This is a genomic window from Bifidobacterium longum subsp. infantis ATCC 15697 = JCM 1222 = DSM 20088 (assembly GCF_000269965.1).
GTDB lineage: Bacteria > Actinomycetota > Actinomycetes > Actinomycetales > Bifidobacteriaceae > Bifidobacterium > Bifidobacterium infantis.
Window position 1 is genome coordinate 1,152,478 of record NC_017219.1, and the last position, 18,839, is coordinate 1,171,316.

The window sequence follows — 18,839 nt, forward strand, 5'->3', positions numbered from 1 at the left end:
CGGCAACAACGGTTGCGGAACCAATGATGGCGGACGGGTGCGTGCGCATGGCACTGGTTCGCGGTTACAATGAACTTCATGACGAGGGAGGTGACTGGCATGGCAGAGATTGATGGCGAGCAGTACGCCGCCCGTAAACTGGGTTGCGAGATCAGCGCTGATCCGCTCAATCCGCTGGAACCAATCAAGAAAGTGTGCAAGTCCCACCATCCCGGTGAGGATTTGTCCATCCTCGACCGCGCGTACCGGCGCGCCGTCATCCAGCATTGCACGCAACGGCGCAAGTCGGGCGAACCATACATCGTCCATCCGTTGGCCGTTTCCCAGATTCTCGCGGATCTGGGCATGGGGCCGATTGTGGTGGCGGCCGGTCTGCTGCATGACACGGTGGAGGACACCGACTACACGTTGGATCAATGCCGTGCCGAGTTCGGCGACACCGTGGCCGGTCTGGTCGATGGCGTCACCAAGCTCAGCCAGCTTGAAGTGGGCGACTCCGCCCAGGCCGAAACGATTCGCAAGCTGGTGGTGGCCATGAGCCGTGATGTGCGCACCCTGGTGGTCAAGCTGGCCGACCGTGTGCACAACGCCCGCACCTGGCGCTATGTGAAGACCACGTCGGCGCAGAGGAAGGCGCGCGAAACCCTCGACGTATACGCCCCTTTGGCCAATCGTCTCGGTATGAACGCCATCAAGACGGAGCTTGAGGAACTGAGCTTCAAAGTGCTCTATCCGAAGATCTATAACGAGATCGTTGTGCTGGTGGCCCGCCGGGCCGGTCAGCGCGACGTGTATCTGGCGCAGATTCTGGCGGAGATCAACGAGGATCTCGATGAGCAGAGCATCAAGGCATACGTCACCGGCCGCCCGAAGGACTACTTCTCGATTTATCAGAAGATGATCGTGCGCGGGCATGATTTCGCGAACATCTACGATCTGGTCGGCGTGCGCATCATCGTCGACACGATTCAGGATTGCTATGCGGCGCTCGGTGCCGTGCATGCGCGGTGGAACCCGGTTCCCGGCCGGTTCAAGGACTACATCGCCATGCCGAAGCTCAACATGTACCAGTCGCTGCATACCACGGTGGTGGGTCCGGGCGGCAAACCGGTGGAAATCCAGATTCGCACCTGGGACATGCACCGCCGCGCCGAGTTCGGCATCGCCGCGCATTGGAAATACAAGGAAAACGGTCAGGCCGGGCGTGCCTTGAGCTCGCCGGACAAGTCCGACCGCAGGCGTGACGAGAAGAACCAGGAGCTTTCCGAAGCCGACAATCTCAAATGGATTCAGCAGCTTGCCGATTGGACCAGCGAAACCCCCGACTCCAATGAGTTTCTGGGGTCGCTCAAGGAGGATCTCGGCTCGTCCGAAGTCTACGTGTTCACGCCGAAAGGCAAGATCGTATCCCTGCCCGCTCATGCCACGCCCGTCGACTTCGCGTATGCCGTGCACACCGAAGTGGGTCATCGCACGATGGGCGCACGTGTCAACGGACGTCTGGTGCCGCTTGACACCACGCTCGACAATGGGGACACCGTCGAGATTCTGACGTCCAAGTCCGATACGGCCGGGCCTTCGCGCGACTGGCTGAGTTTCGTCAAGAGTCCGAAGGCGCGCAATAAGATTCGTCAATGGTTCTCCAAGGAACGCCGCACTGAGGCCATCGAGGAGGGTCGCGACGAGCTGACTCGGGCGATGCGCAAACGCAACCTGCCGGTCAACACGCTGTTGACCCCGGAAGCGTTGGTGGGTGTGGCCGACGATCTCAACTTCCCGAACGCGGACGCCGTGTTCGCGGCCATCGGGGACGGTCAGGTCTCCACGCAGAACGTCATTTCGCATTTGGTCAAGGACGCGGGTGCCGACGAGGTCGATGAAGAGGTCGAGCAGGAGGTTCTGCCGCTCAAGCCCGTGGAGCGCAAGACTTCCAGCAGCTCCACCGGGGTATCCGTCAAGGGCGTGGGCGATGTGTGGATCAAACTCGCCCGTTGTTGCATGCCGGTGCCCGGTGATGACATCATCGGATTCATCACCCGCAACCAGGGTGTGTCCGTGCATCGCACCGATTGTCAGAATATGATCGACTTGAAGAGCAAGCAGCCCGAGCGTGTGGTCGAGGTCGAATGGACCAGCACCAAGGGTCTGTTCATGGTCAAGATTCAAGTCGAGGCATTGGATCGCCGCAACCTGCTGTCGGATGTGACGCGCGTGCTTTCCGATCATGGCGTGAATATCATCTCGGGTACGATCGCCACGGGTTCCGATCGAGTGGCCACCAGCCAGTTCAGCTTCGAGATGGCGGATCCGCAGCATCTCAACTCGCTGTTGGCTGCCGTGCGCAAGATTGACGGTGTGTTCGACGTATACCGCATCACCGGTGCCAAGGAATCCGCCGAACCCCGTCTGCGCAAGATGAAGTAGGGATGTGGGTGGCATACGGCGGGGCCCCGGTCCGAATCGTCGGATCGGGGCCCCGCCTTGTGGCACTTATGGCATGAAGGTATGGGCGGTTTTTACCGCTTCACTTCGATGGAGAGGATTCCTGCGGGCTCGGTCGGACGGTCGGACGAATCGGTGCCCAGTGCTTCGAGCTTGTCGACGACCTTCTTGGAGGCGTCGTCGGCGACTTCGCCGAAGATGGTGTGATGGCCGTTGAGCCAAGGGGTCGGTACGGTGGTGATGAAGAACTGCGAGCCGTTGGTCCCGTGGATTTTGCCGTCCATGCCACGGCGGAGCCCGGCATTGGCCATGGCCAACAGGTACGGCTTGTCGAATTGCAGGCCGGGGTCGATCTCATCGTCGAATTCGTAGCCGGGTCCGCCGGTGCCGGTGCCCAGCGGGCAGCCGCCCTGGATCATGAAATCCTTGATGATGCGGTGGAAGGTCAGACCGTTGTAGAAGGGTTCATGGGAAGGCTGGCCGGTGTACGGGTCGGCCCATTCCTTCTCGCCGGTGGCGAGGCCCAGGAAGTTGGCCACGGTGTTCGGTGCCTTGTCGTCGAACAGGTTGATGGTGATGTCGCCCTCGGAGGTGCGCATGATAATGGTAGTCATGGCTCCAAGTGTCTCATGGGCTTGAGACCGGACAGTGGGTGCATGAGCTATGCTCCTTGTGGGACCTGCCCTGTTGTGAGGACTACTCTCGGGAGAGACATGATGTTCGGAGCGGTTATTTCCAGTTGAATGTGTAGCTTTGGTCCGGCTGTTCCTCGCCATGGGTGGTGACGGTCGGGATGTTGCCGTGCCAGGTGACGGTGAAGTTGCCCGAGTCTAATGATTTGCCGTCGTTGTGCAGATCCGTTTTGATTTCCGTGACGTTCTCGGAACCGATAACACCGGGATCGGTGTCCCAAGAGACTTTGACCGTGATGCTGCTTGGGCCGAAGAATATGGGCGAGCCGAGTTCGCTGATGGTCACTTCGCAGGTGCCGTCAGCGGATTTCGCGTTTACGATGCGATGCGACATATCCGTTTGCATCCATATGAGAGTGCAGCCTCCAGCCCAGATCAGCGCGATTGCGAGAATGATATGCTCAACGATGTGTGCCGCTTTATGCGAGTATCCTTCGGTCATAAATGTCCCCACGCTCGTGTCATCATGCCATAGCCTTCAACCGGAGCCTTTTCATCGGTCGTTGAAAAGATGGTTGGCGATATCGCCCCGACCGCCGAAGCCGGACGGCACGTCACCCAAAGAGTTCTTAGCGAAGTCGAACAATCCCATGGTCATGCCTCTTTACCTTTGGGAAACCAATATGACTACCGTATCAGTTGTCGGCGTCATCGCCGAGGCTTGCGATTTGCGGAAGTGGCCCATATCCATGCATCGCGTCATGAAACGGGACGCCGTCTCGCGCGTAATTCGTGCCTGTAGAATCTTTAAAGACCAAGTTTGGAGGGAGCGGGATCATGCCACGCAAGCTGATCATGTGCGGGGACCATCCGGTCCTTGCGTTCGAATACGATCCCGAGTCCGGTCGCGCGTGCTCCTCTGGCGAGGTCCTTGACCATGATCGTCTGCCCCTGGAATTCACCACGCACGGCAAGAGCGCGCTGTATGCCAAGAGGATCGACGAATGGTGGAGGTCCCGCGCCATCCCCTCCACCCGCGACGGCATCCGCCGCGTGCTCGAATCGCTTGGCGCGGCATCGACCGACGAACTGCTCGACAGGACCTACGGGCTGAGCCTGTCGGACCAGTACTGGGTCAGACACGAGGACGACCCGGCCGAATGGAAGGACGTCAACTTCTTCGACAATTCCTTCGACGAGGCGCTGGGCGAGATCCTGCTCACCTCGTACTCGTCGTCCCATGACATCAGCCTCAACGTCCCCGACGTGTCCACTGGCGGCGATCTTCCCAAACGCTGGACGATCGACAGGGCCACCGGCAGGAGACTGCTCGTCAAGTCGGGGCGTACTGGCCAGGAGCCGATGAACGAGGTCATCGCCTCGAGGCTCTGCATGCGATTGGGCGTTCCGGCCGTCCGGTATTCCCTGGCACGCAACGGCAACCGTCTGGTCTGCCCGTGCGAGGACATGCTCACCAGCCATGAGGAGATGGTCTCCGCCTGGCAGGTGCTCCAATCCGCCAGAACCGTCAATGGACTCAACTCGCATGACCAGTGGATCCATGCCGCCGTCGGCTTCGGAGCTGACGAGCGCGCCGTGCGCGACGCCGCGGACGACTGGCTCGTGGTCGATTATCTCATGCGCAACACCGACCGGCACTATAACAACTTCGGTCTGATCCGCGACATCGAGACCCTTGAGATCCGTCCGGCGCCGATCTACGACACCGGCGCGAGTCTGTGGAGCGGCGAGCTCGATGTGGACGGCCGCGACTGGTTCGCCAAGCCGTTCTACACCGCGACCGGCAAGCCCTCGGCTTTGCGGCAGCTCAGACTGGTGGAGGATTGGAGCCGGTTCGACCTGGATGCTCTGTCGGACTGGCCCGACGAGGCGGCGCACGAGTTGTCGCGCATGCGCATGTTCGCGCCCGAACGCCTCGACGCCATCCGGGTACAGTTGGTAAAGCGTATCGGGATGCTCCGCAGAATCAGCGAAGGTGAGGTCCTTCGTGTTTCTGACCCGATTCGCAATAAAACGGATTTGATGGACAGATTCGGCGAGACGTTGCGGAAGAACCTTGGACAACGGGACGGGGATGCCAGAAGCGTCGGAACCGGACCGGATGCGTTGAGCCGTCATCTGAACCGCTAGCGCAACGAATCACTACTGGAATAATGGACTTTGCAACCGGAACACGAAAAGAGGAGCATGATGGCCAATCCCGAGCTGTCACGGCACATCCAGGCCCTTCCCGACGAGCTGAACGCCCTTGAAGGGGGACGGGAGATTTCCGAACACCTGCGGAGGGTCGACGCGCTGAAGGACCGGGCCCGCTCGCTGGAGCCGTTGGACGGTGTCGAGGACATGGCGTTGGCGGATTACGACCGCGACTGGCTGGTGCGCTACACCTACAACTCGAACGCCATTGAGGGATCCACGCTGACCCTGGAGGACACGTCGCTGGTGTTGGAGGGCGAGTTCGTCCCATCGGACTCGCCGGCCAGATACGTGTTCGCAGCGCGAGGGGTCGCTGACGGCATGGCCTACGTGCGCGAATATGCCAAGGAGGGGCGGAAGCTGAACGAGGAGCTGATCCGTCGTCTACACGAGGTGACCGCATTGGATCTCCAGCCGTTCGCCCGCGGCACGTTCCGTCCTTATGGCTATTTGGCGCGGATCACCGCCACCCGAGTCAAGACCGCGGACCCGCTGGAGATCCGCGACGACCTGCGATCCTTGATCGACGGGTTGGATGGCTGCGCAGCGCATCCGCTGCTCAGGGCCGCCGGTTTCCACGCGATGTTCGAGAACATCCATCCATTCATGGACGGCAACGGGCGGACCGGCCGCCAGCTGCTCAACTTCGTGCTGCTGCGGAACGGATACCGTCCCGTGGCCATCAAATACGATGCGGGTCGGTCATATGCGCGAGGCCTGGAGGCATGGCAGGTGGACGGCAAGCCGGATTCGTTCTGCTCCATTTTCCTAGACTGCGTGGAACAGGAGGAACAGACGCTCGTCGATCTGATCGAGCGGCTTCGCCATCTGAGATAGGTCGCAGGAACACTCGCATGCTTCTTTCGTGTGCGTCGGTAAGCCGCTGATATGCACAGAAGAATGAGATTATTCTTGGGTGCCTGTAGGTGCCTCGTGGAAAACGAGCGTAACCGGCAGGTTTCCCAAAAATCGAAAACCTTGGAATAAAGCAAAAAACAGTTGGCTACTATTATCATGCGAGGTGCGCATGATGATGGTAGTCATGGTTCCAAGTGTCTCATGGGCTTGAGACCGGGGAAGAGACGTGATTGCGGGAATGGCGCGGAGAGCCGTGGACTGGCTGCGGCCGATAGCCGGGAAGCCGAGCCGCAGCGTGAAGCGTCATGCGAGTTGGCTCGCGATGATCAACGCGCCGGCAACGACCATGAGCGCCGAGAAGACACGCAGAAGAGTCCTTTTGCGTTCTCTTCCCGGTTTTTGGATCCAATCACGACGTATATCAGGACTAATCCGACGGCCAGCGGCACCAAGGCCAGTAGAAGCAGTGGCTTTTCCATGGCGCCTCCTTTCTGAACGCTGTGATTCAGAGATATCTTTAGCTAATCATGGGATATGGGCGGCTTGGCGCCGATTGGTGATGGGGCTCGATCCTGATGTTCGTCGGTGCCGGAATATGGTGCATTCCGTCAAATAGAGGTGGGCACTTGGATACGGTGTCGCTTTATTGGATTTCTTTGTTTCTATGGTTTGATTATGCCACGAGTCCAACAAAACGTTACCGGCCCCCAGCGAGGTGGTGACGTTTTCTTGGACTTCCTGGCCGGGAAGGAGAACCCCCTTATGGCGAAGTACAGCAAGGAGCAGCGTGACAGGGCCGTGGATCTGTACGTCAGATACGAGCGCTGCGCCGCGGACGTGATCCGCGAGCTCGGCTATCCCAGCAGTGGGATGCTGCCGGTGTGGTACCGGGAACGCCTCGAGGAGGAACGCGCCGGAAGACAGTCCACTCGCGGGAAACGGTACCGGCGGTACACGGACGAGCAGAAACAGGCCGCGGTGGACCATTACCTCGGACACGGCAGGCGTCTGAGACGCGCTATGCGCGCGCTCGGCTATCCGAAAAGCCATGAGCTGCTCACCGCGTGGATCGACGAGCTGGTGCCCGGCCGACGCAGGCTGAGGCACGGCCCGGTTCCCGAGGAATTGAAGCGGAAGGCGGTGGTCGCGGTCGCGTCCGGACGGCTGAAATCACGTGAGGCGGCCGCCGAGCTGGGCGTGGAGGCGTCCGTCGTCGGGAAACTGGAAACGGCAGATGCTCGCCGGATCCAAGGAGACGCACGTGACGAAGACACCTGGAGAGAAGCCCCCGACGGCCGGGGAGGGGAAAACCGGCGTGGAGCCCTCTACGCCGGCGGTCCGCGGGACGCGGCCGGCCTGGCGGACGCGGTGGCGGCGCTGGAGAAGAGGCTGGCGGAGACGCGGGCCCGTCTGGACGAGCTGGACGCCGATGTCGAACGGCAACGACGGGAGAAGAGGGAACTGGACATCGAGATCGCGATCCGGAAGGGCGCGTTGGAGCTGTTGGGAAAAGAGCCGGGCGCAGACCCGGAAAACCTGACCAACCGAGAGAAGACACTCCTCGTCAAGACCGTTAGCGAGACGCTGGGCGTGACGGCCAGGAGCCTCTTGCCCGTGGTCGGCATCGCGCGCAGCACGTACCATTACCAGCTCAAGTCCATGAAACGTCCCGACAAGGACTCCGGTCTACTGGAGCTCGTGCGCGAGGCGCTCCGGGAACAGCAAGCGCAGGTACGGGTACAAGCGGATCCACCTGGAGCTGAAAGGCATGGGCGTCAGGGTATCGGCCAAACGGATCATGCGGCTGATGACCTCACATGGCCTGGTGCCCCTGTTCAAGAGCGCGAAGCGGTACAGCTCGTACAAGGGCGAGCTCACCAAGGCGCCGAAGAACCTGGTGAACCGCGATTTCCACGCCGAGCGGCCGAACATGCTGTGGGTCACGGACCTCACGGAATTCTCGATCCCCGCGGGCAAGGCCTACCTGTCGCCGGTCATCGACTGCTACGACGGGCTTCCCGTCGCGTGGACGATCGGCACGAGCCCGAACGCGGCGTTGGCCAACGGCATGCTGCTGGACGCGTGCTCCACGCTCAAGGACGGAGAGAAGCCGATCATCCACAGTGACCGCGGCTGCCACTACCGGTGGCCGGAATGGATCCGCATCTGCAAGGACAACAACCTGACGCGTTCGACGGGCGCGAAAGGCTGTTCTCCGGACAACGCGGCCGCGGAGGGGTTCTTCGGCCGTCCCAGGCAGGAGTTCTTCCACAAGCGCAGCTTCGCGGGCGTCTCGATGGACGGGTTCATCAACATGCTCAACGACTACATGGTCTGGTACCGGGACAGGCGGATCAAGACGGAGTTCGGCATGAGCATCATGGATCGTCGACGCGGGCTCGGTCTTGTGGCATGATTGGTGGTGATGGAATCAACGACGAGTCCAACAAAACGGCACCAGCCCCTGCTCATTATGGAGAAAAGGGTTACTTCGATATATATGATTATGCTTGGCATACTGAGCAAGTTTGTAAAGAACCAGTGCCGCCTAATCTTCTGTAGGATTCCAGTACTGGTAGGGTAAGGATAAATTATTAGATGAGTAATTCGTTAAAGCTCGTTTCTGCTCCTGTGCGCGAAAGCAGGTTGTGGGATATCCCAGGTTACGTGCCATGGTTCACGGCGGACAGCGCGACGGCCATCGGCGTGGCCCTGCGGTATCTGGCGGTCTCTCTGATCGGATACAAGCTCACCGGATCGACCACAGCAGCGGGTTGGTTGGGCTCGCTGGCCGCGATCGCACAGCAGGCGGCCGCCGTGTTCGGCGGGACATTCGCCGACCGTCACGATCGCAAGACACTGATCATCGTGAACGCGACAGCGGGCGTCATCTGTTGGGGGTCAGTCGCTGCGCTGCTCATGGCCGGCAAGCTGGTCTTCCCCGTGCTGCTTGCCATCGCGGTGTTCGAGTCTGCGGTCAACGGGTTTCTCGGCCCCGCCTCGGATGCGATGCTCAAATCCATCGTCGATATTCGCTCATATCCGAAAGCGCGCAGTCTCAACGAAGGCCGTGACGCGACCATCAACATGGCCGGCAGCCCAGTCGGCGGCCTGCTGTACGGCATCGCCCCGTGGTTGCCGTTCCTGTCGGCTGCGGTCATGTACCTGCTGGCAGGCGTGGCTGCGACACGTATCCGAGTCGGCGGAAATCCGCGGAACGGCAGCGATAGCGGCAACGGCGATAGCGACGATGACGGTGGGAAAGCGGGCGGCGCGTCATTTTTCCGTGATTTCGCCGAAGGATGGTCGTGGTCGCTGCACCGCAGGATGCTGGTGTTGACGATGGTGTCGTCCGCGCTGGCGAATTTCGGGGTCAATGGCTTCCAGTATGCGATTCAGCTGCATCTGATGCGCACCGGCGTGAACGCGACGCTCATCGGATTCGTGAATACGGGCGTATTCCTCGCGATGCTGGCGGGTGCGTTCATCGCCGGACGGATCAGCGATACCGCACCGGTCGGGCCGGTGACATGCTGCGGATTCGTGTTCATCTGCATCGCTTCGCTGCCGATGCTGCTGACCGACAACTACTGGGTGCTGCTTATCGCCAACGCCGTGATGTGCCTGCCGTTCCCGATCATCAACGCGTTGCAGCTCGGGTTCATTTTCGGTAAGACGCCCGACACGATGCAGGGGCGTATCACCGTGACGCTTACCGTACCGGCCCAGGCACTGTCCGCGTTCTGCTCAGCGACGGCCGGAAGTCTGCTGCCCGCTTTCGGATTCAGCGGGACTATGCTGGTGTTCTGGGCGGTGATGCTCGTCAGTATGCTGCTAATCGTCAGTTCGCGCAGCCTGCGCACCATTCCACGCGCCGACCAGTGGGATCGCACACCGCTGGAGTAGCCGCGGACGGCCACCAACCATGGGGACTATGCACCGCTGCGCGCTGCTCTCCGCACACGTCTTCCATTCCGCAAACCGGCTGCGCTGACAGGACGATGAGTGCGGTCAGTTTGCGGCAGTCAGTTTGGGAAGAACTCAAAATCTCGATTCAGCAGGCTCAAATCACGAGTTTTCAGATTGTGGTCTGGAAAACTCGGTGGAAGAGGCTGATCCCGGGAGAAATTGAGAAATCCGGATGTCCGTTTGCGCGACCGATTCTATGAAAACTTCCGGATGCGCGCGGGAGTTTAGCGCGAAACATGAATCCGGCGAAGTTCTCCCGGGAACGGCTTCAAGGTCGATTTTTGAGAATCGCGGAATTCCAACGTTTTTGTTGAGAGATTATGCATGAGAGTACCGGATTCTCGTAAACTCCCGCGTCCGGCACGGGAGTTCAGCGGCGAATTCCCGAAGTCAGCGTAAACTCCCGCAGAATCTGGGAGATTATGGCCCGACGAGGTCTACCAGAACGAACTCCCAGATTGACCGCCGTTCAGCCAGACGAAAACGACCCAGCACCGGCGGAATCGAACAAACAAGCGCCACAACCACCATCAAGCAGTCGGCAACGTCATTATGAGCTGATAGGAACCAACCTTCTTGTCCGTCATCCCAGTAAACGTTGCGTTAGTTGACATGTCAGGGTATTATTCTCGAACAGTGTGTAAACACACTATTCACGTATACCTCTGGCGTGTCCGGCGATGGGATGCCCGCGGCGGATATCGGACACGATCTTCCCGATCCAGCACTGTTCCCGGACCACGCAGTCCGCGACCATGCACGCCAGGGGAACCGGATCGCCGTACGCCTGCCACTGCTCGAGCCGTCCGGCGTAGGTGCTGCCGGCATCATGCCTGATGGCGATGGGCTCGTACCCCGCCTGCATGAGCATCATGTTGAGGATCTGGCGTCCGGTACGCCCGTTGTCGTCGGCGAACGGGTGGATGTTTTCGAGTGCCTCCGCGGAGGCGCGCTCCGACGGGGGGTACCATCATCGGAAAGTCCGCCGGAAACGGCGGACTTTTCCATATCCGCCTCCGCATCGTCCGAAACGCCCATTCTCCTCATCAGAGAATCATCAAGAAGTTGTTCCGTGCTTACTTTCAAGAATCTTGATGCATTAACCAGGTCGTATACAGACCAGCCTGTTTTCCCCGACATCTTTAGGGACATGGCCGAACGGCCAATTCCCATCGCTTCGGCCAAGCTGGACTGCGAATAACCATAAGCCGTCAATAGCATTTTGACATTGAAGGTGATTGTCGACTCCAGCTGCTTTTGATAACGCCCGGTTTGTTGCGCACTTTGGTTGAGGTCTGAATGAAGGGACATGGTCCGTCGCCGGGGTACGATTTCAGTCGCCAAACATAAAACCGCTATGGAAAGAGGCGACGAACCATGTCGAACCAGATTCTACAGGTCGACGAGAACATGCTCGAGACGAAGCTGGACCGTCTCGTGTCCCGGAAGGGCGAGGAGCTGTTGAACGCGATGCTGGACGCGGAGGCCGACGAGATCACCGGGGCCGCGAGATACGAGCGTGCGTCCGGTCGGAGGGCCTACCGTGCGGGCCACTACGAGCGGAACCTGACCGTGAAGGCCGGGACGATGACGCTCAGGGTGCCGAAGCTGAAGGGCGCGGTCTTCGAGTCGGCGGTCATCGAACGCTACCGGCGTCGCGAGCAGAGCGTCGAGGAGGCGCTGATCGACATGTACCTGGCCGGCGTCAGCACGCGTCAGGTCGACGACATCAGCCGCCTGCTGTGGGGCGAGCGGATGCCCTCCCAGACGCTCTCCGACAAGCTCAAGCGCGTGTACGAGGACATCGATCAATGGCGGAACCGTCCCCTGGCGGCCCATTCGTACCCGTACCTGTTCGTGGACGGCGTGTGGCACAAGCGCACGTGGGGCGGGTCGGTCGAGAACGTGAGCGTGCTGGTCGCCATCGGCGTGGACGACACCGGCCACCGTGAGGTCGTCGGCGTCGCGGAGGGCATGAAGGAGGACAAGGCCAGCTGGGAGCAGTTCGTCAGGAGCATGATCGAACGCGGTCTCAGGGGCGTGCGGCTCGTGGTCGGCGACCGGTGCGCCGGGCTCGTCTCCACCGTGAACTCGATGCTGCCGGACGCGCGCTACCAGCGGTGCATGGTCCACTTCATGCGCAACGTCCTGTCCAAGGTCAGCCACAAGCACGCGGCATGGGCCGCGTCCGCCCTGAAGGCCGTGTTCGCCATGGAAAGCCGGCAGGCCGCGTTGGAGAAGGCCGAACAGGTCGCCACCGAAATGGAGTCCAAGGGGCTGAAGGCCGCCGCCTCCTGCCTCAGGGAAGGCATCAGCGAGACCACGACCTACCTGCTCGACGACTATCCCGTCGAGCATCGGCGGCGGATCCGCACGAACAACATGATCGAACGGCTCAACCGCGAGATCCGCCGGCGCACCAGAGTGGTCGGCAGCTTCCCGGACGGCAGGAGCGCGCTCATGCTCGTCTGCGCCAGGATCCGCTACGTCACCGCCAACCAATGGAGCGCACGCCGCTACCTGGACATGTCCCGGCTCGACGGCATCATGCAATCAACCGACTGAAGTTGTCCTCCCGGCAACGGGCCGAACCGCTTTTGCGCAAGAATTCGGGCGTTATCCATTGCCGTTCTGGGACAGGCTGTAACGGATCGCCACCTAGGTCACGCTCTCATCGTCCGCGTCGGTCATGCCATTCGCTGTAGGAAATCCCTAACGATTGAATCCCACTGCGCGTCGGTCAGAATACTTTCGCCCGCGCGTCATATGAGCCATTAGGCCGATATACTCTGAGTATACCAATTCCATGAAGTAGCGAGGAGAACAGGTCATGCCGACTTTGGAATGGATGGGAAAGAACAAGGTGGTCGCCTACCACCGTCAGGTGCCGTACCGTGTTCTTGACCGCGTTCCTGAAAAAAGCGTCCTGGATTCACGTGGATCCGATTGCGGTATATTGTTTTTTGGTATTTACTGATTTCAGTATTTCCGTATTCCGGTATTGCTTATTTGTCTACATTTTTTTGGTAAACGTAGACTTCGTCATTAACTGGAATGTATCCCTTCAGGATTTTATCCTTACGAATTTCCTTCCCGATTATCTTGGACGAATAGGCCAGTAGATAATCAAGAGTCGCCTGATACGGTTCGAGTATGAAGATGCATCGGCTCAGCGACTCCAGGTAATGAAGCTGCTTTCTGCATTCCCTCTTATTGAACCAATGGCGCCATCTTATCGAGAACTTCTTTTGCTCACTCTGCGAAGAGTCATAGATAAGCGGAAATGGTAATGGTTTCAAACCTGGTTCAGCCATTCCGTTGCGAAAATACTTATGCCACTTGCGCGACAATGAGGGGAATCTGATTTTAATCCATGCTCTTTGTGCCCAGGTTGGGGATACGCGTGCTGCCGGAAGCGTTATAAAACATTCATCGTAGAATATGGAATTCTTATATATGGCTTCCCATATCGGCATACGTCCTTCAGCGTCTTTCATGGTCTGATTAACTCGGTCGGCCCATTTGCGGAATTTCTCATATACAGAAGAGGCCAACCCGAGGAAGAAACCAAACAGTGCGCTGAAGAAATTCTGGAAAACCGGATTCGAACCATCTGGAATCAAGAAAATGGCAATCAGGCAAATGGCACTCAGCCCGACGGCAATCGCGGCCGTCCTAATGCGGCGGATCCGTCGTCTATAGAAATCCGGATTCATATTCAGCAACTTGCCCAAGTCGTTAATCAAACATCCCGAAGCGGACTCAGGATACACCTTTATATCGCTGGCTGAATCCGCGGTTTGGTTTCCTCCATCGGTGTCATGTCTATCGAAACCGTCCATGCCGAATACTGTCTTGTATGAGATGGGATTCTCCTTACCGAGATAAATAAGCGAAACCATCATACATAACTTTCTGATTGACGCTCATTCCGTCCAAAACGATATAAGCAGTCTCAAAGCGCGATCACCATCGGTTCGCGGGTCTTCTCGTTCATCGGTTTCTCCTTGTCTCGGTTTTCCAGTGTTTCCATATCCCGGTTTTTCGGTATGTAGTTCTTTCGGTATTTCGGTTTTTAGGTAAAACGGTTTCCCGGTTTTCACCGGTTCCGGTATCCCGCTCCAGCAGGATCTTCCTGAGCCTTTCCACCTCGTCCCGGAGCTTGCCGATCTGATGCTCCTTCTGGGCGATGACGGTGCGGTGGCGTGCCTGACGTGTCATGCGTGGCATCTGGCGAAAGGATTGCGACTGGAATGAAGGACTTTAGGAGCGGAATCAGGCGCGGCTCCGTCTAAGGGCCGTCGGTTTTGCTAGAATCTAAAGAGAAAAGGAGGTGCAATGTTCGGAACGATATCTGAATCCGAGATGCGCCGCCGCACGGAGAACGTCGGACTGTCGGTGCAGTCCGTGCGGCTGGAAGGCGGCGACGTGACGAGGGCCTTCATACGCGATGCCGGAGAATATGCGCGGGGGAGCATCGGCAGCGCCGAGCTTCTTTCCCGCACCCGTCGCCGTTACGGATTGGAGTGACGATGGCGCGTGTCTTCGATCCCTACCTGATTCCGGGAACGAACGTGCTGCGGAACCTTGTGGGCGCCACGGACAAGGATGCGCTGGCGGCTGCGGAGAACGATCTCTGCTCCGCCCGCGCCGCCATTCTGAGAGAGAATCTCCCACCTGCGGAGGGGACGCTGGAACAGCTTCGCCGCATACACCGGTTCCTCTTCCAGGACGTGTACGACTGGGCGGGGGAGATACGAACCATCGACATGGGCAAGGGCGAGGGGCTTCCCTTCCAACCGTTGGAGCTGTTTAGCATAGGGGTGCACTACTCCGAGGGGGTGCTTCGCGGTGACGATCTTCTCAAAGGCCTCGGTCATGAAGAATTCGTGAAGCGTCTGAGCGTCAGCTACAACAACTTCAACATCCTTCACCCGTTCCGTGAGGGCAACGGACGGACGCAACGCATTTTCTGGGAGATCATCGCGCGCGAGGCCGGCTGGCATTTCGACTGGGGACTCATCGACAAAAGGACGAACGATCAAGCCTCGATCGCGGGGATGCAGCGAAACGATCTGCGTCCTCTCGAGGATATGTTCGGGAGAATCGTCAAGCCGGTGTCCGAACCGTTGACCATGTCGAATGACCTGGCCCATCTTGGTGAGTATGCGCAACCGGCGAACAAGGCATACGACATGTCTCCCGCACAGAGACAACATGTGTGCGAGCATTACTCCTATCAGCGTGCCATCGTTCCTCCAGGGCAGGAAAAGCCGAAACTCAGGCACAGGTCGAGATGATTTTCGGATAACGCCTCACGTATCTAAGTGTTGCGACGGCAGATGCCGCAACGCTTAGATGCGTGGGCCTGTTCCGTTTGATGCCGGTCTCCACCGGTTTTGGTTTTTCATTATTTCGGTTTTTCGGTTTTTCGGTTTTGGGTATGCTTATCCGGACTGGCTCCGCCCGTCTCCGTCGTCTTCGAGCTCTTCCAGTCTTCTTCGGAGTCCGGCGACGGTCTGTCGCAGCTGGTCGATTTCCTCTTCCTTCTGGGCTATCTGCGCCTTGATGCCGGCCGGATCCCCGGCGGGGAGATATTCGAGCGCCAGTCGTTCGGCGACGTCGCGCCTGTGTCTCGGCACCACGCGTTGGTAGCATCGGACGGCCACGTCGACGTCCACATGGCCGAGCTCGTCCATGGTCTCGCGCAGTGTGCCGCCCTGGATCATGAACATCGTCGCGTGTGTCGCGCGCAGGGAGTGGAACGTCACGTCCTCGCGGTTGATTCTTTTCCTCGCGGTGCGGAACTGCCGTTGGATCGTCGTCGGGTTCAGGACCCGTTCCGGGTGCCTGATCGCGTGGAAGAGCATCGTGTCGGGATCCCTGTCGGGACAGAACCTGTCGATATGTTCCCTGATGAGACGGCAGACCGGTGCGGGGATGGGTACGACTCGGTGGCTTTCCGGGGTCTTCGTCTCGTCGAGCCGGTATTCGCCCAGATCGTCCGGACCTTGCGTCACGGAATGCCGCACGTACAGCAGTCTGTGGTCGAGGTCGATGTCCCTGAGTTGCAGTCCGCAGACCTCTCCGATGCGCAGCCCGCCCACCAGCAGCGCGAGATGGATCGACAGGCGGTAGTATTCCGGGAAGCCCTCGACCAGCGTGTCGATCTCCTGCCTGGTCATCGGCGCCTGCTCGCGTCTTTTGGACGGTCTCTTCCTCGTGACGAGATTGCATGGATTCGAGAACAATAGCGGCGGACCTCCGTCCGGCTGCCGCTCGGTCGCGGCCCTCATCAGGCGCTTGAGCAGCCAGACCGCGTGCTCGAGCGCGGAGGGACGCACCTCGTCGCATGCCTTCGCGTACCATTCGTTGACGAATTCCTCGGTGATGTCGCACATGGGCGTCTCGCCGAACCAGGGGAGCAGTTTGTCCAACGCCGCCTTCTGGATCCGCTTGCTTCTGCCGCTCAGCTCCGACCCGTCCTTCTTCCGCAGGTTGGCGACGAAACGCGTCGCGTATGAGGAGAACAGGACCCTGCCGTGCATCGTCCTTGCAGACGGGTGCGTCCACCTGCGGATTCCCTTTTTATGGTCGATGACGAGCGCGTGCTCCTCGTCGAGCCAGCGGTACGCCTCGGTCTGGAATTCCAATCCGAATCGGCGGTAGATTCTTTGCCTGGGATTGACGGGACTCTGGTATCGGGCCTGCCAGGAGACGATCCTTCCGTCCGCGTCCTTGCAGGCGACGACGCATCCCCATTTCCGTCTTTTCCTGTCTCCATTGGACATCGGTTGTTTTGTCTTTCTCTACTTCTTGAAAAACCATTAGAAGAAAGAGTAATTGCCTACGCCGGTGATTTTGAATAAGGTGCTATCCTTCGACCGTGGGGATTCTATCTTTCGGGAAAATCGGGATTGTTCAGGGCTCTTGGAGTGGTTTTGACTGGAATTTCAACAATCTTCAGTGATCTGTTTCCTGATGTCACATCCCAAAGAAGAAGCATCATGCGCATGTCACCTTCGGAGGTGCGCATGATAACTGTAGTCATGGTCCCCAGTGTCTCATGGGCTTGAGACCGGGTGGGAATGCTGTGGCTCTTGCTTATCGTGCGTATGAGCCGCAAGCGCTATGCCAACACTTGCGGCTCACATTATAGATAAAACTGGTCTGGCTTTACCGGACAGATTTGGTTGTCTAATTATTGTTATTACTCTTTATGGGAGGATAGCCGTAATATACGGAATCGTAATGCGGTGAAGAAGTATTGTACTTTAACAATGTATATGATTCTGCCTCACCAACTTTTGTAATACTTTTTGCTAGACTGGCTGGTGTATTCATGGCTCCAGCGTCAACTTTACTGCTGTCACTAGCAATTGAATTTCAAATTTTTGAAGCGAAAGTAGAACAGTTGTTAAGATAGCCCCATTTATCGTTATTTTTAATATTAGAATTCACTGTATCTAAATCAATTTGCCTTAAGGGTAATTGAATGGAAACATTCTGAAGATTAATACCATTGGAATTAAGCTTCGAATCAAGATTGAGCCACAGACCCTTATATTCTCTACTGACATCTACGGATTCATCCCAAGTGCTTGCTGTTATAGATTTACCATCAGCAACGTTAATCCCAGCAATGTCTGCCGTAGAACCAGACAGGTTTGTGATCATAAGCCAAGAATGACCGAGATTCGTGAAACTAGATGACGAGCCGGATCCTGTAGTAGAATAAATCTGCAGTAAAGCTACAGCCTCTGCAGCGCACGTTTTGTAATTAGCGCCCCGAGAAGGAGATGAGATAATTCTCAGATCTTCGTTATCTGAGGTTTTCTCAAAATCTTCCAGAGAAGCATTAGACGGAAAGCTAGATAGGGTAGGACTCCTATAGGGAGTTTCCATAGATTCTGCTGCCGACGCATTTACTGTTACAGTTCCAGCCAATATTACAGATACTAGAGCAGTGACAATTTGTTTGAGTTTCTTTATTTATTTCTCCTTTTTATCAGGAATAAAATAGTTTCGACAGCACCAGCAGCGACAAGGAAGGGGGCTGCTCGTAAAAAATAAAGATATGAAGGAAAGCTAGACACGTATTCTGGATGCAGGTAGTCAAAAATAAAGCCGCTTACTGTGCGTAGGAGTCCGGCACACACTAGGAGACCTGCAAGAATGTGGCAAATTCGGCGCATATTGACTCGATTCTCGAACTGCGGAGGAATGAGTCCTATTGTAGTAGGGCTTGTCGGAGAGGCCAGGCCCAGTTCAAGGAGCGGAAGGCTTGCGTCGCTCCTGCGGCATCGACGAGAAAGTGTTCCAGCCTCCTGGTGAAGAGCCACGAGCACCCTGCTTGGGGACCCGACATCATCGATGTACGACATACGGCATCTACGACTTCGCCCGGTTCGTGCAGACGCTTGAAAGAGCGAGGGTCATACAGGCCTCGTGGAGGCACGCGTCTTCTCCTTTGTAGGCGTTTGGGTTTTTCTGGTGGTGGTCTTGATGGACCGGCGTGTGCCTCTGGAATGATGATATGGAGGTTTCATTATATCGTCCGCCGTCTGGCTGGGTTGCATTCGCGGGGGATTGGCGCTATTCTGTAACAGCGAAATAAGCTGGACTTCGTTCGGTTCGCTGAGGCCATTCCGTGGACGCGGGGTGGCCTCAGTGCTTTCATCGCTGGATTGGGGGAGGTCGGACCCATGTCGTTGCGCAAAC

The 18,839-nt window shown here is 58.0% G+C and carries 17 protein-coding genes; 9 read left to right on the plus strand and 8 right to left on the minus strand.

The annotated features are described in order from the left end of the window. Nucleotides 1-99: 99 nt before the first annotated feature. Nucleotides 100-2,424, plus strand: coding sequence for a RelA/SpoT family protein (locus tag BLIJ_RS04920; protein ID WP_012577335.1), 2,325 nt, complete (start codon nt 100-102; stop codon nt 2,422-2,424). 92 nt (nt 2,425-2,516) lie between these two features. Here the strand turns inward: BLIJ_RS04920 and BLIJ_RS04925 are convergent, their stop codons facing one another. Beyond that, nucleotides 2,517-3,056 (minus strand): peptidylprolyl isomerase, encoded by a 540-nt coding sequence (locus BLIJ_RS04925; protein WP_012577336.1) that lies wholly within the window; start codon nt 3,054-3,056, stop codon nt 2,517-2,519. A gap of 115 nt (nt 3,057-3,171) precedes the next feature. Next, the gene (locus BLIJ_RS04930; RefSeq protein WP_012577337.1) at nt 3,172-3,576 is read right to left on the minus strand and encodes a hypothetical protein; all 405 of its coding nucleotides are present in this window, start codon (nt 3,574-3,576) and stop codon (nt 3,172-3,174) included. Nucleotides 3,577-3,911: 335 nt separating this feature from the next. On the opposite strand from BLIJ_RS04930, the gene BLIJ_RS04935 reads away from it, so the two are divergent. Next, nucleotides 3,912-5,225, plus strand: coding sequence for a HipA domain-containing protein (locus BLIJ_RS04935; protein ID WP_012577338.1), 1,314 nt, complete (start codon nt 3,912-3,914; stop codon nt 5,223-5,225). Nucleotides 5,226-5,285: 60 nt separating this feature from the next. Beyond that, nucleotides 5,286-6,128: a Fic family protein gene (locus BLIJ_RS04940; protein ID WP_012577339.1), complete on the plus strand. Its 843-nt coding sequence runs from the start codon at nt 5,286-5,288 to the stop codon at nt 6,126-6,128. A gap of 347 nt (nt 6,129-6,475) precedes the next feature. Here BLIJ_RS04940 and BLIJ_RS14565 read toward each other — a convergent pair whose 3' ends face one another. Continuing rightward, the gene (locus tag BLIJ_RS14565) at nt 6,476-6,628 is read right to left on the minus strand and encodes a hypothetical protein (RefSeq protein WP_154535899.1); all 153 of its coding nucleotides are present in this window, start codon (nt 6,626-6,628) and stop codon (nt 6,476-6,478) included. A 1,289-nt stretch (nt 6,629-7,917) separates the two neighbouring features. Between BLIJ_RS14565 and BLIJ_RS14850 the strand changes: the two genes are divergently transcribed. Together BLIJ_RS14850 and BLIJ_RS04960 are read left to right on the plus strand one after the other, a co-directional pair. Then, a complete protein-coding gene (locus tag BLIJ_RS14850) occupies nt 7,918-8,565 on the plus strand; it encodes an IS3 family transposase (RefSeq protein WP_012577340.1) in 648 nt (215 codons plus the stop codon). A gap of 182 nt (nt 8,566-8,747) precedes the next feature. Beyond that, nucleotides 8,748-10,055, plus strand: coding sequence for an MFS transporter (locus tag BLIJ_RS04960; protein WP_012577341.1), 1,308 nt, complete (start codon nt 8,748-8,750; stop codon nt 10,053-10,055). Nucleotides 10,056-10,767: 712 nt separating this feature from the next. On the opposite strand, the gene BLIJ_RS04965 is transcribed toward BLIJ_RS04960, so the two are convergent. After that, a complete protein-coding gene (locus BLIJ_RS04965) occupies nt 10,768-10,992 on the minus strand; it encodes a hypothetical protein (RefSeq protein ID WP_014484749.1) in 225 nt (74 codons plus the stop codon). 503 nt (nt 10,993-11,495) lie between these two features. Here BLIJ_RS04965 and BLIJ_RS04975 point away from each other — a divergent pair. Continuing rightward, a complete protein-coding gene (locus BLIJ_RS04975; protein WP_012577342.1) occupies nt 11,496-12,683 on the plus strand; it encodes an IS256 family transposase in 1,188 nt (395 codons plus the stop codon). 265 nt (nt 12,684-12,948) lie between these two features. Next, complete coding sequence (locus tag BLIJ_RS14570; RefSeq protein WP_014484750.1) at nt 12,949-13,095, plus strand: hypothetical protein; 147 nt, start codon at nt 12,949-12,951, stop codon at nt 13,093-13,095. Nucleotides 13,096-13,123: 28 nt separating this feature from the next. On the opposite strand, the gene BLIJ_RS04980 is transcribed toward BLIJ_RS14570, so the two are convergent. Together BLIJ_RS04980 and BLIJ_RS13515 are read right to left on the minus strand one after the other, a co-directional pair. After that, on the minus strand, nt 13,124-13,960 hold the full coding sequence (locus tag BLIJ_RS04980) for a hypothetical protein (protein WP_231837863.1): 837 nt from the start codon (nt 13,958-13,960) through the stop codon (nt 13,124-13,126). Nucleotides 13,961-14,111: 151 nt separating this feature from the next. Next, nucleotides 14,112-14,339, minus strand: a complete 228-nt coding sequence (locus tag BLIJ_RS13515) for a hypothetical protein (protein WP_014484752.1) — start codon at nt 14,337-14,339, stop codon at nt 14,112-14,114. A 117-nt stretch (nt 14,340-14,456) separates the two neighbouring features. On the opposite strand from BLIJ_RS13515, the gene BLIJ_RS04985 reads away from it, so the two are divergent. Continuing rightward, complete coding sequence (locus BLIJ_RS04985) at nt 14,457-14,648, plus strand: antitoxin VbhA family protein (protein ID WP_004222561.1); 192 nt, start codon at nt 14,457-14,459, stop codon at nt 14,646-14,648. A gap of 2 nt (nt 14,649-14,650) precedes the next feature. Further along, nucleotides 14,651-15,418, plus strand: coding sequence for a Fic/DOC family protein (locus tag BLIJ_RS04990; RefSeq protein WP_012577344.1), 768 nt, complete (start codon nt 14,651-14,653; stop codon nt 15,416-15,418). 147 nt (nt 15,419-15,565) lie between these two features. Here the strand turns inward: BLIJ_RS04990 and BLIJ_RS04995 are convergent, their stop codons facing one another. Beyond that, nucleotides 15,566-16,909 carry a tyrosine-type recombinase/integrase gene (locus BLIJ_RS04995; protein ID WP_012577345.1) on the minus strand — a complete coding sequence of 448 codons (1,344 nt, stop codon included), beginning with the start codon at nt 16,907-16,909 and terminating at the stop codon, nt 15,566-15,568. 595 nt (nt 16,910-17,504) lie between these two features. Further along, nucleotides 17,505-18,023, minus strand: coding sequence for a hypothetical protein (locus BLIJ_RS14245; protein WP_012577346.1), 519 nt, complete (start codon nt 18,021-18,023; stop codon nt 17,505-17,507). Nucleotides 18,024-18,839 lie beyond the last annotated feature (816 nt).

Coding starts and splice junctions, on each gene's coding strand:
- BLIJ_RS14850 (WP_012577340.1), top strand. CDS start 7,918: ATGGGCGTCAGGGTATCGGCCAAACGGATCATGCGGCTGATGACCTCA.
- BLIJ_RS04995 (WP_012577345.1), bottom strand. CDS start 16,909: ATGTCCAATGGAGACAGGAAAAGACGGAAATGGGGATGCGTCGTCGCC.
- BLIJ_RS04975 (WP_012577342.1), top strand. CDS start 11,496: ATGTCGAACCAGATTCTACAGGTCGACGAGAACATGCTCGAGACGAAG.
- BLIJ_RS04985 (WP_004222561.1), top strand. CDS start 14,457: ATGTTCGGAACGATATCTGAATCCGAGATGCGCCGCCGCACGGAGAAC.
- BLIJ_RS04990 (WP_012577344.1), top strand. CDS start 14,651: ATGGCGCGTGTCTTCGATCCCTACCTGATTCCGGGAACGAACGTGCTG.
- BLIJ_RS04965 (WP_014484749.1), bottom strand. CDS start 10,992: ATGATGCTCATGCAGGCGGGGTACGAGCCCATCGCCATCAGGCATGAT.
- BLIJ_RS04925 (WP_012577336.1), bottom strand. CDS start 3,056: ATGACTACCATTATCATGCGCACCTCCGAGGGCGACATCACCATCAAC.
- BLIJ_RS04980 (WP_231837863.1), bottom strand. CDS start 13,960: ATGGACGGTTTCGATAGACATGACACCGATGGAGGAAACCAAACCGCG.
- BLIJ_RS14245 (WP_012577346.1), bottom strand. CDS start 18,023: ATGGAAACTCCCTATAGGAGTCCTACCCTATCTAGCTTTCCGTCTAAT.
- BLIJ_RS04920 (WP_012577335.1), top strand. CDS start 100: ATGGCAGAGATTGATGGCGAGCAGTACGCCGCCCGTAAACTGGGTTGC.
- BLIJ_RS04940 (WP_012577339.1), top strand. CDS start 5,286: ATGGCCAATCCCGAGCTGTCACGGCACATCCAGGCCCTTCCCGACGAG.
- BLIJ_RS04960 (WP_012577341.1), top strand. CDS start 8,748: ATGAGTAATTCGTTAAAGCTCGTTTCTGCTCCTGTGCGCGAAAGCAGG.
- BLIJ_RS04930 (WP_012577337.1), bottom strand. CDS start 3,576: ATGACCGAAGGATACTCGCATAAAGCGGCACACATCGTTGAGCATATC.
- BLIJ_RS14565 (WP_154535899.1), bottom strand. CDS start 6,628: ATGGAAAAGCCACTGCTTCTACTGGCCTTGGTGCCGCTGGCCGTCGGA.
- BLIJ_RS14570 (WP_014484750.1), top strand. CDS start 12,949: ATGCCGACTTTGGAATGGATGGGAAAGAACAAGGTGGTCGCCTACCAC.
- BLIJ_RS13515 (WP_014484752.1), bottom strand. CDS start 14,339: ATGACACGTCAGGCACGCCACCGCACCGTCATCGCCCAGAAGGAGCAT.
- BLIJ_RS04935 (WP_012577338.1), top strand. CDS start 3,912: ATGCCACGCAAGCTGATCATGTGCGGGGACCATCCGGTCCTTGCGTTC.